Genomic DNA, 14,940 nt, shown 5'->3' on the forward strand with positions numbered 1-14,940 from the left:
AACAAATATTGATATCATATGATATTATATGACTTTAAAGAAAATTGACAAACACTTAAATCATTGAAAATGAGTGTATTTATGTTTCTTTGGTGCAATATACGCTAGACTTAGGATCTAGTGCCGCGAGGTGTGCGAGTTCGAGTCTCGCCACCTGTACTTAATTAGAAAGCTGACTCTTTGAGAGTTGGCTTTTTTAGTTAATAAAAAAGCTTCTAATCTAAACGAAAAGAAGCTTTTAACAGGCTAATTCAAATTGCTATAAAATCAATCTAAAGTTTTATAAGTTTTGAGGTCAAAGTTTGACCGCTACTATTTTCAATTTTAATTAAATAAAGACTTGGTTTCAAATCTGAAATATTATAAGAATCATTTTTTGTAAACTCACCAGTAAATGACTTTACTATTTTCCCTGTAATATCATAGATTTGAAGAGTTTCAATCGACTTGTTTGTTCTAAAAGAATTATCAACTGGATTTGGGTAGATAGTAAATGAGGTATCGCTAGCAAACGTTTCAGTACTTAGAGTGGATGGTTGATTACCAAATATTCTAAATTGACCAGCTGGAATTGAAATAGGACTATTAGTACTTGTTACATTTAAAAAGGTACTACCAGAATCATCCATAAGGTCATACCAATTCCCCGTGTATGGAAAGTCTGGTACAATATCTAAATCTGCTACAGAAAAATTACATAAAATAACAACATTACGTAGTTGATTTGTAGGTAAATTGTCGTCAGAAATATAAATACGTTGCCTAATATCATTGATATATGGATCGATAGTATAATCACCTTCGAAGACATCTTCAGTAATCTTTAATTCATGAAGCCTAGACCAATCATCATAAATTTGTCGTCTTGCAGGATCTGACAACCAGTTTTCAACCCATTGAGGTTGTGGTTTTGTGTCTAACTTACAATCTCCAGGAGTTGGGTCATTTTCAGTATTTACATTTCCGTTGGTACAAGTGAATATTGAATTTTCCATACCTAATGAGCTAAAGTGCCAAATCATTTTAGGTCCAGGAATCATTACTGAAGCTGCACCTAGAGCAGACATTCTTGATAGTGAAATATTTAAATCTTTAACATCATGAGAAGCTAGTGCCGAATTCCCTTCTTGTAAGTTGAGGTACATTAATCGTTCTTCATCATGACTTTCAGCATATCCAACCAACCTTTTGTCTGAAAAACCACGACTTATATGTCCCATTCTTTCAATATTGGCATTTTGAGAAAAGCCCTTTGTCAATTGGCTATACTCATTGGTCATTTTTCCCCATAACATAATGCCTTTTCCTTCATTAATTCTATAGTCAGCCCATTGTCTTTCCTCTGGATCAGTACCTAGATGCTCGAAGATAACATAATGTGAATCATCTAGAGACCAAGAGTAATCTGCATAATTTTTTAGTTTATCAACTCTATCTTGCTGATAAGCATTTGTACAGGTATCATCACCTCCAGAACAGTTTTGAGTAAAGCCTTTGGTCAAATCCCAACGAATACCATCAATTTTAAAATCTTGAATCCAATGTTCAAGTACGCGTTCGGTATACGTTACAGTTCTAGGTAACTGATGATTGAAATCACTCCCAACATTAAAACTATGTGTAGAGAACTCATTAAAATAAGGGCTTTCATTACTTGGTTCGCCCCAACCATCATTGTCTGGATCATTCATCCACATTCTTACCATTGGATTTCTTCCAAAAGCATGGTTTATTGCTAAATCTAAGATTACTGCAATTCCGTTTTGGTGACAAAGATCTATAAACTCTTTAAATTTTTCTTCAGTTCCATAATACTTATCTAAAGCTAGATGGAATGAAGTATTGTATCCCCAACTTTCATTGCCTTCAAACTCCATAACAGGCATTAGTTGTATGGCATTAATATTCAGGTTTTTGAAATAATCAATACGATCTATTAAATTTTGGTAATTTCTGTTTGCATCAAAATCTCTAATTAGTACTTCATAAATAATGAGGTCTTCTTTTTTTGGTTTTTGGAAATTGTCTATTACCCAGTTGTATTCAGTTTGTCCTGTTTGTAGCACTGTTACTTCACGCTCTTGACCTACAGGATATTCTGGGAGATTAGGAAATGTGGTTTCTGGAATGAATGGATCATCAAAAGGGGATAATACTAGAGTGGAATATGGATCTGCAGTTTTTACTAATGAAGGCGAACCAGATATTGGTGTTTCATCTACGACCCAATATTGATAAGTTTCAATTTGTTGAGGTGACAATCCAGTGAGCTCTAACCAAAATTTACTTGAGTTATTGTCTTTTTTCATGACATATGCGCTAGAAGGCTGCCAATTATTGAAGCTTCCAACGACATATACATAATCTTTTAAAGGTGCATCGAGAACCAATGTTGCTTTAGTTGGGTCTGAAGTATCATAATTTATGCCTTCACGGAATATCGTCTCATCTAAAGCTTCTGTAGTAACAGAAGGACTTACAATAGCTGAGGCACTATAAGTTCTAGTGACGCCATTAAATGTAGCTTCTAAGACGTAGGTAGTTGTAGTTATTATATTATTAACTGTAAAGCTGTATGAAGTTGTATTGTTTTGTGTATCAATAATACTTCCATTGGCAGTTAGTATATAAGATGCATTTCCACACGAATTCATAGCGGAAAAAGATAAACTTTGTCCACTATTAATAACATTATCTGGTTGAGAAGGAGAATCTATAGTTAAACTAAAAGATGATTCGCCAACATCAAATACGTGATCAGGCGTTTTTTTATCTCCATCTCCACTTTTTGCTTTGATTAGAAAACCAATACGACCTATACCAGATCTGTTATAAAAAGTGCTAGGGACCAAACTAAATGTGTAAGTGTCATCAACATTATTATAGGCAAACCTATTGTCTTCACTTGAGTTAGTCCATTGACCATTAGACGGAGCATCTTGAATATTCTCGTTATTGCTGTCAAAAGACCAAGCCCAAAGGTAGATGGCATTATCGTTGATATTCCATAATGATTCATCTACAGTGGATCCATCAACGGTAATAGTTAAGTTAATGTTTTCTTGAATTGTACAAGGGTCAATTTCAAAAAAAATATCTTGTACTTGACCATTTGAAATACCAAATGATAAAAAGGAAAATGTAAGAAGGGTAATGATTTTTTTCATAGCAATTAGTATTTATAAAAAAGGCTGAACATTAATTTTGAACAGCCTTTTTATTTTTCTCTGATTTACTGCAGTGTAGCAGTGTAAGTATATTCTCTAGGATTACTTAAATCTAGTTCAACAAAGTAAGTTCCAGAAGTACTAACGGTCATGTTGTTACCGTTATTAAAATCTAAAATACCATCAGCACCTTCATCACCATAGTTTATATCCCAAGCATCATTAGCTCTAAATTTAAATGCCCCTGCATCTGATAAGTTAATAGTAATTTCCCATTTTCCAGTTGTACTGTTGTATGTCATATCTTGATCTTGCACACCATTGTCTGGCCATCCTAAAGGTGTTGCATCACCAGTAATTGCCCACATAACAGCATCAACAGAATACGTAGCAGAATCGCTATCTTCTGGGTCAGTATTAGCTCTTATAAAGTAATAACCAGGTGCTGCAGCAGGAAAATTAATTTCGCCTTCACTAACCATCACTCCAGAAAATGAACCGTCATCACCCCAATCTGTATTTCCCCATACAAATTCACCTGAATCATTTGGTTCTACAAATTTATATTCGCCATCTAACCAAACATAGCCTTCATAGTCTGTTGCTCCAAATTCAGAAGAAGCGATGTAAGGAACAAATTCTATTCCTGGTTCGTTGATGTCTGGATTCCATCCTTGGTGATTTCCTGGTACAGCAAATCTTGGTAGAGATGTAGTATAAGGAGTTATAGAAACTGTGACGGCTTCAGAAAATGCTTCTTCTGCTCCTTCAGATCCAATTGCCGATTTGATTCTTAGATCTACATCGCCAGCAGAAAAAGGAACTAAACCCAAACCATCAACAGAAACACCATTCAGTTCTTCATTAGTCCAAACTAAAAAAGTTTCAGTTGTTGTACCTGCATCTATCGGATTTGCAAAATCTGTTCCTGATAATGCTAATTGTACTGTATATGTTACTGCAGTAGGAACTGAATAGGCTGCACCATCCCAAACAACTGTAGCTGCTGTAGCTTGCGGATTAGCGATATCTAAAACAAAACTTTCTTGGTTTTGTGGTAAGTTAATAACGGCAGTATCAGTTTGATTACCGTCAATTGTGAAGTTGTCATCTTCTTCACAAGCATTAAAACCTAAAAAGGCAATTAATGCGAATCCTAAAATTTTTATTTTTTTCATGTTGCTATGTTTTTAATTATTAGTATCCTGGGTTTTGTGTTAAGTTCGGATTTGATTGTAATGCATTTAAAGGAATAGGAAATAATCTGTAGTTAGCAGGTATTGATGTACCGTTTGCTGTTCCACCTTTCCAAGGCCAAATGTAAGCGCTTCCAGTAAATTTGTTAAATCTAATTAGATCTGTTCTTCTATGTCCTTCTAAATTTAATTCTCTAGCACGTTCGTCTAATATGAATTGCTCATCGAGGTCAGAAACAGTTATAGTTGACGCATTTGAACGTGTTCTTACCATATTCACATAATTTGTGGCCGTATTCATGTCTGTTCCAGCAGCACCTTTTAGTGCTAATTCAGCATACATGAGATATGCATCAGCTAAGCGGAACAAAGGAAAATCTGTTCCTGAGAAATCTGTCGAAACGGATGTTCCATTAACATTAGTATTTCTAAATTTCGTAGATGGATAACCATCTGTCCATTGTGTGTAATCTTCCATTTCAAAATTGTGTCCGTTAGTCCAAAACAAGCTAGCTCTTACATCACTTGATGCAGCTAATTCTCCTGCGCTTGAACCAAATAGACCATACCATCCTTTTGAAGATCTATGACCTGTCCATCCTTGCGTTGCACCAAAATCGTTTGGATCCATGGTTTCTGTACTAATGCTGCCATTAACAATGTATGTTGTATTTCCAAAGCTTTGACTGTTAACTGCATCAGCAATTAGTGGGAAAATTATTTCTGGAGATGTATTATTATCAGCAGAAAAGTTTAATCTAAAGTCTGAAGCTAGTGTAAAACCACCATCGTCAATAACTCTGTTTATGAATTGAGCAGCATTGTCATTTTCTTCCATACCTGTATACACTTCAGCATTAAGGTATAATTTACTTAATAACATTTCTGCTGCTGGTCTTGAAGCTCTACCATAATCATTAGTAGGAGGGAGAAGCGGAATGATTGCTAATAATTCTGATTCAACATAAGTATACAGGTCTTGTCTTGAAGCTTCAGGTACTGGTGTTGTTACACCAAAATCTTCATCAGTGATCAAAGCACCTTTTCCAAAAGTATCAATAAGATAGTAATAAGCTAGAGCTCTAATAAATCTAATTTCTGATGATACTACCTCTTCATTGTCTACATCAACAGCAGTTAATACATTGATTAAATTATTACTCTGCGGTATGGTGTAGTAAATTCTGTTGTACAGGTATCTAAAAAATTTGTTATCTGCAGTCCAGTTGGAGGTTGTAGTTAATTGGTCAAGACCATTGTCTCCCCAACGATTTTTCATTGCATCAGCAGTAAAATCTTGTAGATTTACAATTCCTCTTAAAAAAGGTGATTCTCCTGCGTCATCTGGAATATCAGAACTTCCTGGTCCATCTGGACCTGAAAGTGCAAATGAAGCATACAATCTTGATAAAATACCTTCAATAGCTTGTGGGTCTCTAGCAAGTAATTCTTCTAAAGACAGCTCCACAATAGGCTCGGTGTCTAGGTCATCAGTACATCCTAATGTTGATAGGAAGACCAGTGTAATTAAAACATAATTTAAATAATTTTTCATAGTCATTTATTTTAGAAATCGAAATTCAAGCCTAAAGTATATACTGTAGGTCTTGGGTAAAAGTTATTATCAAGACCATTGAAATTTTCAGGATCTTGACCAGAATAATCAGTTATTAAAAACGGATTAGTAACAGCTCCATATAATTTAAGGCGTGTGTCTTTTATTATACCATCAAACGTATAGCCAAGAGCAATATTCTCACAACGTAAGAATGCAGCATCCTCTAAGAAGTAATCAGATAAAGGCTGTTGGTTTTGTATTTGCGAAAATACAGGATTAGCAGCACCAGAATTAAAATCTAATACATTATTCAAGGCTTCAGTTTGGGTTTGAACAGCTCTTTCTGTGAAACCAGCTACTAAGCGTGCTGAATTATAAATTTTACCATCTAATTGCCCTCTGAAAGAGGCACTCAAATCCCAGTTCTTATAATTGGTTGTAAACCCAAAACCAAAGGTCCAATTTGGCCTAATTGCTTGATAGTATCTATCATTCTCATTGATTAAGTTGTCTCCATTCAAATCAACAAAGGCGCCAGGTATTGGATTTCCATTATCATCGTAAATTTGCTTATACACAAAAGCAGAATATGCCTGCTCTCCTAAAGCGTGTTGAAAAAGAAATGTTCCTGTACCATCTGGAATTGTTGGTGTTTGATTGATAGATGCTGCGCCATCAAGATCAGTAACTTCTGTTCTGTTGTAAGCTATATTTCCATTAAGTGAAAGGTTGAAGTTTTCAGAATTTACAGCATCGATGTTCAAGTTTAATTCAAAGCCTTCACTTTCCGTTTCACCAATATTTTGAATTACCTGTGGGCTTAACGCTTGGCCTGGAGGTACATCTGTTAGTACTAATAAGTCTGATGTATTTCTTTTGTATATGTCAAACGAACCTGAAAGGAAACCACTATTAAAAAATGCAAAATCAATACCTAAGTTGTATGTAGTTGTTTTCTCCCAAGTAAGATCTGGATTAAACTCTTTTGCAGAATATAAATTTACGCCTGATAAATATTGACTGTTTGGGGAACCAATTTCAAATACGGGAACCGCTGGAAAAAATCCTGCTAAACCAGTGATGTCTTGTTGTCCAGTTTCTCCCCAACCAATTCTTACTTTTAAATCGTTGATAAAGTTTACATTACTTAAAAATGTTTCTTCTTTGATTTTCCAAGCTAAAGCAGCTGCAGGAAAATATCCCCATCTGTTGTCTTCAGTGAATAACGATGATCCATCAGCTCTAAAAGAGAAGGTTAAAAGATATTTCTCGTTAAGATTTACGTTGGCACGTCCAAAGAACGATTGTAAGTTCAAAGGGCTGAAAAAGCGATTGTTTGGATTATTCGGATCAAAATTTAAGACTCTTGTTCCAACTTCGCCTTGTTCAGGTGTTGCTGCATAAACAAACTCTTCTTTAAAACCATCGTTTTTAAAATTTTGATAAGCGTAACCTCCTTGTGCTTCAACACTTCTTACAAAACCTTCAAACTCTTTATTATATACAAGATATGCATCAAGCGTTGTATTTGTTATGTGTTGCTCTTCTCTGTAATTTACACCTGGATTGAAAATAAATTCGCCTGGAGTTGCAGTTTGTCTATAAGTAGAAATAGCGTTATCACTAAATACCTCTTCGATATTTGCTCTAGAAGCTTCTATACCTAAATTTAAAACGGCTCTTAAATCTGGAAAGAAATGTAGTTTATAGTCAAACTTAATATTTGCTAGTAAACGCTTTACTTCTTCAGGGCGAGTACGTTGTTGTAGTAAAGCCAAAGGGTTTGAAGCTCCTATTAATGCATTTGGATTAGAACTAGCGTTAGAAGGATTCGTTTGGTTATAAAAACCACCAAATTGGCTATTTGCATCGTAAATAGGTTTTGTAGGATCCATGTTTAATGCACTTCCTAAAGCCCCATCATTATCAATTGCATTTTTTTCAATGTAAATTCCTTTTGCATTTAAGTCAATCTTTAAATGATCATCAAATAACTGAGGTGTTAATTTCAATGAAGCACTAACTCTTTCGTAATCATCAGTATCAACAACACCTTCAGAATTGTTATATCCTATTGAGGCACGGAAAGGTAATTTATCAAACAGATTGGCTCTAGCACTAAAATTATAGTCCGAAGAAATAGCAGTTCTTAAAATAGCATCTTGCCAGCTTGTATTGTATATTTCTCTTAAAGAACCGTCAAAACCAGTAATAATCTGTGAAGGTCTTTCAGAGGTGTTTACTGAACCAACAGGAACTCCTAACCGACCTGTTTCCTCAGGGTGAAATTGTTGTATGAAGTTAACATATTCGCTGCTGTTCATAACATCAATAATCCCTGAATCAGGAATCGAACTAATAGAAGTATTAGCACTAAACGTAAATTGAGGTGCTCCAGAAGTACCTTTTTTAGTTGTTATTATAATAACACCATTTGATGCTCGAGAACCATAGATGGCTGTAGCAGAAGCATCTTTTAATATTGAAAAACTTTCAATATCATTTGGATTTATTAAGTTTAATGGATTACTTACACCTGCTGTTCCTCCGTTATCTAATGGTACACCATCAATAACAATTAGAGGACTGTTATTTGCAGATAATGAAGCGCCTCCTCTAATTCTAATATTAGGTGCAGCATCTGGTTGACCACCAGCACTTGTAATTCTAACACCCGCAGCTTTACCTTGAAGTAATTGATCTGCAGAAATGATGGCGCCTTTATTAAAATCTTTAGAAGATACAACTTCTACTGATCCTGTTAAATCTTCTTTTTTGGCAGATCCATAACCTATTAATACAATTTCATCCAATTGAGCAGCATCTTCTGCTAAAGTAACATCAATTGTAGATTGCCCGTTGTAAGTAATTTCTTGTGTAACATATCCTAGATAAGAAAAAACAAGAATGTCACCTTCATTGACCTTAATGCTGTAATTGCCATTAAAATCTGTTGAAGCTCCAGTTGTAGTTCCTTTTACAAGGATATTAACGCCTGGTAGTGGTGATGCGTCAGCTAAATCTGTTACAGTACCTGTTACTGTTGTTTGAGCAAATAAATTTGCTGACAACAAAAAAGTAAGTAATAGTAAGCTATTTAAAAATGTTTTCATACACTATTTTTAAGTTAGTTTCTGTTTAGTTAATTCGTTTATATTTTCACTTCTAGGGTTAAAACTATGTAAAATTTGGGTAAATTTTACATTATGAAAATGCATTGGCTAAACGAAAACGTTTTCGTGTTAAAAACTTTTTTTAAATTAACAGAAATCAACAATAAATGACCAATAATTATTGATATTGCAATAAAATAATATCTTTATTGCCATATATAAAATATTGGCGCAATCCTTTTTTTTATTAAAATAATGAATTTTTAAGAAAAAGACAATTTTAAGTCACTCGTGTTTAGACGTCATTAGTTTAAACTTTTATCAAAATACAGCTACCATTAAAATGAAGAGGAAAATTACATTAAAACAAATAGCAAAAGAGCTCGATGTTTCTATATCGACAGTTTCTAAGGCACTCAGAAACAGTATTGAAATTAGTGAAGATACACGTCAAAAAGTACAAGCTTTCGCTAAGCTTTATAATTACAGACCAAATAATATAGCACTTAGCTTAAAAAATAGAAAGACAAAAACCATTGGTATAATTATACCAGAGATTGTACATCATTTTTTCTCTAAAGTGATTACTGGAATTGAATTGGTAGCTAATAAGAGAGGATATAATGTTATTGTTGGACTTTCAAATGAGTCATTTGATAAAGAGGTAATCAACATGCAAATGCTAGCAAATGGTAGTATAGATGGGTTTATTTTATCAATTGCAAAAGAAACATTACAACAACAAGATTATCACCATTTTATAGAGACTATTAACCAAGGTATGCCGATTGTTATGTTTGATCGTGTGGTTAATGAAATTCCTTGTGATAAGGTTATTGTAGACGATATTGAAGGTGCCAAAAAAGCTGTAGAAAAACTTATTAGTAATGGCTGTAAACATATAGGTATTATAACAACTAAAGATTATGTTAGCGTTGGGAAGTTAAGAACACAAGGCTATCTTACTGCCTTAGATGATCATAAGATAGAACCAGAATCTTCATTAATATTAAAAGTTGATGATAAATTACTTTCAGATGATCATTTAGATGCTTTAGAAAAAGAAATTGAACAATTGTTTAAATCAAATAAAAGTATCGATGGTATTTTTGCAGTAAATGAATTGTATGCTGTTACAGCTATGAAAGTGGCAAGAAAACTTGGTTACGAAGTGCCTAATGATATACAAGTTATTAGCTTTACAGATGGTGTGTTATCAAAACATTCCACACCCAGTTTAACTACAGTAAGTCAACATGGTCAAGAAATAGGCGAAAAAGCAGCGGATTTGTTAATTAATAGGCTTGAAATGGATGATGAAGATGAGATTGCAGAAGATGAGGAAGAATACTATGAAACGGTGATAATTGAAACCGATTTGATAGAGCGCGAATCTACCAAATCTTAAATTTAACACCTCAATAATAAAAACTTTACTATATTTACACCCTAATCAAAACTTATATTTTCACTTCTACATTTAAGTTTTGATAAGTTTCATCGCTTGTCAATAGTATTAATTAATACATACTATTATGAAAAAGCGCACGCTAGGTTTTTGGGAAATCTGGAATATGAGTTTCGGTTTCTTAGGAATCCAAATGGGTTTTGCCCTTCAAAATGCCAATGCTAGTAGAATTTTACAGATTTTTGGAGCTGACGTTCATGAGTTATCATGGTTTTGGCTAATTGCTCCATTTATGGGACTTATAGTTCAGCCAATAATAGGTCACTATAGTGATAACACTTGGACTCGATTTGGTCGTAGAAAACCGTTCTTCCTACTTGGTGCTGTATTAGCTTCAATAGGAATGATACTAATTCCTCAAGCTGATTTTATGATCGCTATTCTCCCAGCACTTTGGGTTGGAGCAGGTATGCTTATGATAATGGACGCCTCTTTTAATATTGCCATGGAACCATTTAGAGCACTAGTTGCAGATAATCTTTCAGATGAACAAACAACTCAAGGATTTAGTGTCCAAACGGCTTTAATTGGTGTTGGAGCTGTGGTTGGTTCTTGGCTGCCTTGGATGTTAAGTAACTGGTTTGGGGTAGCAAAAACATCTACAGATGGAACAGTTCCTGAAAATTTATTATGGTCTTTTATTATAGGTGCTGTAGTACTTATAGGTTCTATATTAATAACCATTTTTACAACTAAAGAATATTCACCTGAAGAACTAGCTCAATTCGAAGATGAAAAAGCACATCAAAAGGCAATAGAAGAAGATGGTGAAGAACGTAAAGCCAAGCTTACTGATATTTTTGAGGATTTTAGAAAAATGCCAGAAACCATGAGACAATTAAGTTGGGTACAATTCTTCTCTTGGTTTGCTTTATTTGGAATGTGGGTTTTTGCTGTACCAGCAATAGCACAGCATATATATGGATTGCCTCCAGAAGATGCTAGTAGCGAAACTTATCAAGAAGCTGGTAATTGGGTAGGTATTCTATTTGGAATTTACAACGGAGTTTCCGCAATTTTTGCTTTTTTATTGCCTGTGATAGCAAAAAAAATAAGTAGGAAGAAAACTCATGCTCTTTCTTTATTCATTGGAGGAATCGGCTTGATATTAATTTACTTCATGCCTAATGAGAACTGGCTCATATTGCCAATGGTATGCATTGGAATTGCATGGGCAAGTATACTTTCAATGCCTTATGCCATGCTAGCTGGATCGATTTCTCCAAAAAAGATGGGTGTTTATATGGGAATTTTCAATTTTTTTATAGTCATCCCTCAAATTATTAATGGAATCATTGGAGGTCCGCTTGTTAAATACGCCTATGATAATCATGCAATCTTTGCATTAGTAGTAAGTGGTATAAGTTTCATTATAGCTGGATTACTATCATTTAAGATTAACGACAAAAAGGATAAAGTACTCAATGCATAAAAAAGGATTCATATTTGATCTAGACGGAGTTATCGTTGATACAGCAAAGTATCACTTTTTAGCGTGGAAAAAATTAGCCAATAGTATTGGTGTTGATTTTTCTGAAGTACAAAATGAGCAACTCAAAGGTGTTAGCCGAGTACGTTCGTTAGAAAAAATATTAGAATGGGGAAATAAAACCCTTTCAGAGGATGAATTCATGAAGCTAATGGGCTTAAAAAATGATGATTACCTCACTTATATTAACAATATGGACGAGTCAGAAATTCTTCCAGACGTTACAAGAATATTAAATATTTTAATTGAAAAAAAACAGGCTATAGCTTTAGGTTCTGCAAGTAAAAATGCAACATCAATTCTTCGCAAAGTAAATTTATTGAGCAAATTTGAAGCTATAGTAGATGGTAATGATGTTTCAAAGGCCAAACCAGATCCAGAAGTGTTTTTAATTGGAGCAAAGTTGCTTAATATAATGCCTGAAAATTGTATTGTATTTGAAGATTCAGTAGCTGGTATACAAGCAGCAAATACAGCAAATATGATTTCAATTGGAATTGGAGATGAAAAAGTTCTACATGAAGCTGACTATATTTTTAAGGACTTTACTGAGGTATCTCAAGTTTTTATCGAACACATCATATCAAACAAAATACAACCAAAAAATAAAATATCAATCAATAATTGATCTTTAAATAGAATGAACAATATTTATATACAACCAAATCATTGGTCAATCATAGAAGAAGGGTTTAAGCCTGAACGTGTTAAGTCATCAGAAAGCTTAATGAGTTTGGGGAATGGTGCTATGGGCCAACGTGCTAATTTTGAAGAACATTATTCTGGTGATACATTTCAAGGGAGCTACGTTGCAGGAGTCTACTATCCAGATAAAACTAGAGTAGGTTGGTGGAAAAATGGGTATCCAGAATATTTCGCAAAGGTATTAAATGCACCTAATTGGATCGGAATTAATGTAACTATTAATGATGAGGTCTTAGATTTAGCCACGTGCAATAAAATTGAAGATTTCAAGAGAGAGCTTAATATGAAAGAAGGTTGGTTGTCTCGTAGTTTCGTTGCAACACTTCAAAACTTCATTCAAGTTAAGATAGAAACTAAACGTTTTTTGAGCCTTGATATAGATGAAGTAGGAGCTATAGAGTATAATGTAACGCCCATAAATAATGATGCTCAAATTAACTTCTCACCCTATTTAGATAATGGGATTACTAATGAAGACTCTAATTGGGATGATAAGTTCTGGGATGTACTAAGTGTAAATCATGAAAATGAACAAGCTTTCATTGTATCAAAAACAATGAAAACACATTTTTATGTGTGTACATCAATGCAAACACAAGTGTCACTTAATGGTAAGGTTATAAAACAAGATAAAACCATTAGTGATTCTATAGATAAAATTGAGTTTACCTATCAAAATCAAGTCAATAAAGGCGATACAATTACACTTACAAAATATGGAGGTTATACTTCAGATAGAAATCATGATAAAAATGAATTGATTTCTGTAGCAAAGAAGACACTTAATAAAGTCTCTGAATTGGGATTCAATACGTTATTAGAAATGCAAAAACAGGCATGGGCAAAAATTTGGAACATGTCCGATATCACAATTGAAGGTGATGTTGAAGCGCAACAGGGTATTAGGTTTAATATATTTCAATTAAATCAAACCTATCTAGGTAAAGATGCACGTTTAAATATAGGTCCTAAAGGATTTACTGGAGAGAAATATGGTGGAAGCACATATTGGGATACCGAAGCATATTGCATTCCATTTTATATGGCTACAAAAGATCAAAATGTGGCTAAAAGTTTACTTGAGTATCGCTACAATCATCTAGAAAAAGCAATCGAGAATGCTCAAAAAATTGGGTTCTCTAATGGTGCCGCATTATACCCTATGGTGACTATGAATGGTGAAGAATGCCATAATGAATGGGAAATTACTTTTGAAGAAATCCATCGTAATGGAGCCATAGCATTTGCTATATATAATTATCATCGATATACTAATGATTATAGCTATATTCCAGAGAAAGGATTAGAGGTGCTTATTGGAATTTCAAGATTCTGGCATCAACGCGCTACATTTTCTGAAGCAAAAAACAAATATGTTATTCTCGGTGTAACAGGGCCAAATGAATATGAAAATAATGTAAACAATAATTGGTATACTAATTATATTGCCAAATGGTGCATTGATTACACTATAGAAAATATTCAAAAAACAGAAAGAGAGTATAACTCAGATTACATAAGAGTTATGCATAAAGCTAAGCTTTCAAAAGCCGAGTTACAACAATGGAAAGTTGTAGCAGATGGTATGTTTTTTCCGTTTTCAGAAGAAAACCAAGTATTCTTACAACAAGATGGTTTTTTAGATAAAGAATTAATTACAGTTTCTAATTTGCCAAGTTCAGAAAGACCAATAAATCAAAAATGGTCGTGGGATCGTATTTTACGCTCACCATATATAAAGCAAGCAGATACACTTCAAGGGTTCTACTTTTTTGAAGATCACTTTTCTGATGAAGAATTAGAGCGTCATTTTGATTTTTATGAGCCATTCACTGTACACGAAAGTTCACTTTCACCTTGTGTTCACAGTATCCAAGCAGCCAAGTTAGGTCGTATGGAGCAAGCATATGAGTTTTATTTGCAAACATCCAGACTCGATCTAGATGATTATAATAAAGAGGTCGAAGAAGGCTTGCATATTACGTCTATGGCAGGAACATGGATGAGTATTGTAGAAGGATTTGGAGGAATGCGTATTAAAGACAATATGTTATCATTTGAACCTAAAATACCAAAACAATGGGAAGCGTATTCGTTCAAGGTTAATTTTAGAAATCAAATTATTAAAATTAACGCATGTCAAGGCCATACACACTTTGAACTTGAAGGTCATCAAGATCTAGATATTTTAGTTAATGGAAAACGAGTTACCATAAGTCCTAATAGTTTGGTGACTGTATAAAT

8 protein-coding genes and 1 tRNA gene are annotated in these 14,940 nt (G+C 33.9%); 5 read left to right on the forward strand and 4 right to left on the reverse strand.

Annotated elements, in window-relative coordinates; all coding sequences use genetic code 11:
- Window positions 1-69: 69 nt before the first annotated feature.
- A tRNA-Leu gene (locus Q0876_RS07485) sits at window positions 70-159 on the forward strand.
- Window positions 160-272: 113 nt separating this feature from the next.
- On the opposite strand, the gene Q0876_RS07490 is transcribed toward Q0876_RS07485, so the two are convergent.
- From Q0876_RS07490 to Q0876_RS07505, 4 genes are all read right to left on the reverse strand, one after another.
- Window positions 273-3,167 (reverse strand): alpha-amylase family glycosyl hydrolase, encoded by a 2,895-nt coding sequence (locus Q0876_RS07490; protein WP_299225706.1) that lies wholly within the window; start codon window positions 3,165-3,167, stop codon window positions 273-275.
- Between the two features lie 65 nt (window positions 3,168-3,232).
- Window positions 3,233-4,345 carry a SusE domain-containing protein gene (locus Q0876_RS07495; protein WP_299225709.1) on the reverse strand — a complete coding sequence of 371 codons (1,113 nt, stop codon included), beginning with the start codon at window positions 4,343-4,345 and terminating at the stop codon, window positions 3,233-3,235.
- A gap of 19 nt (window positions 4,346-4,364) precedes the next feature.
- Window positions 4,365-5,918: a RagB/SusD family nutrient uptake outer membrane protein gene (locus Q0876_RS07500; protein WP_299225712.1), complete on the reverse strand. Its 1,554-nt coding sequence runs from the start codon at window positions 5,916-5,918 to the stop codon at window positions 4,365-4,367.
- Between the two features lie 11 nt (window positions 5,919-5,929).
- Window positions 5,930-9,034: a TonB-dependent receptor gene (locus Q0876_RS07505; protein WP_299225715.1), complete on the reverse strand. Its 3,105-nt coding sequence runs from the start codon at window positions 9,032-9,034 to the stop codon at window positions 5,930-5,932.
- A gap of 343 nt (window positions 9,035-9,377) precedes the next feature.
- Here Q0876_RS07505 and Q0876_RS07510 point away from each other — a divergent pair, with 343 nt between their 5' ends.
- The 4 genes from Q0876_RS07510 (at window position 9,378) to Q0876_RS07525 (ending at window position 14,938) form a co-directional block, all read left to right on the forward strand.
- The gene (locus Q0876_RS07510) at window positions 9,378-10,442 is read left to right on the forward strand and encodes a LacI family DNA-binding transcriptional regulator (protein WP_299225718.1); all 1,065 of its coding nucleotides are present in this window, start codon (window positions 9,378-9,380) and stop codon (window positions 10,440-10,442) included.
- Window positions 10,443-10,569: 127 nt separating this feature from the next.
- A complete protein-coding gene (locus Q0876_RS07515) occupies window positions 10,570-11,934 on the forward strand; it encodes an MFS transporter (protein WP_299225721.1) in 1,365 nt (454 codons plus the stop codon).
- Complete coding sequence (pgmB, locus tag Q0876_RS07520; protein WP_299225724.1) at window positions 11,927-12,619, forward strand: beta-phosphoglucomutase; 693 nt, start codon at window positions 11,927-11,929, stop codon at window positions 12,617-12,619. Before Q0876_RS07515 ends, pgmB begins: the two co-directional genes overlap by 8 nt.
- 12 nt (window positions 12,620-12,631) lie before the next feature.
- A complete protein-coding gene (locus Q0876_RS07525; protein ID WP_299225727.1) occupies window positions 12,632-14,938 on the forward strand; it encodes a glycoside hydrolase family 65 protein in 2,307 nt (768 codons plus the stop codon).
- Window positions 14,939-14,940: the final 2 nt, after the last annotated feature.

It is taken from the genome of uncultured Psychroserpens sp. (genome assembly GCF_947503375.1).
Lineage (GTDB): Bacteria > Bacteroidota > Bacteroidia > Flavobacteriales > Flavobacteriaceae > Psychroserpens.

What these genes read in the sequence shown, in the direction of transcription:
- Q0876_RS07500 (WP_299225712.1), bottom strand. Translation starts at nt 5,918, where the DNA reads ATGAAAAATTATTTAAATTATGTTTTAATTACACTGGTCTTCCTATCA.
- Q0876_RS07490 (WP_299225706.1), bottom strand. Translation starts at nt 3,167, where the DNA reads ATGAAAAAAATCATTACCCTTCTTACATTTTCCTTTTTATCATTTGGT.
- Q0876_RS07525 (WP_299225727.1), top strand. Translation starts at nt 12,632, where the DNA reads ATGAACAATATTTATATACAACCAAATCATTGGTCAATCATAGAAGAA.
- pgmB (WP_299225724.1), top strand. Translation starts at nt 11,927, where the DNA reads ATGCATAAAAAAGGATTCATATTTGATCTAGACGGAGTTATCGTTGAT.
- Q0876_RS07495 (WP_299225709.1), bottom strand. Translation starts at nt 4,345, where the DNA reads ATGAAAAAAATAAAAATTTTAGGATTCGCATTAATTGCCTTTTTAGGT.
- Q0876_RS07515 (WP_299225721.1), top strand. Translation starts at nt 10,570, where the DNA reads ATGAAAAAGCGCACGCTAGGTTTTTGGGAAATCTGGAATATGAGTTTC.
- Q0876_RS07505 (WP_299225715.1), bottom strand. Translation starts at nt 9,034, where the DNA reads ATGAAAACATTTTTAAATAGCTTACTATTACTTACTTTTTTGTTGTCA.
- Q0876_RS07510 (WP_299225718.1), top strand. Translation starts at nt 9,378, where the DNA reads ATGAAGAGGAAAATTACATTAAAACAAATAGCAAAAGAGCTCGATGTT.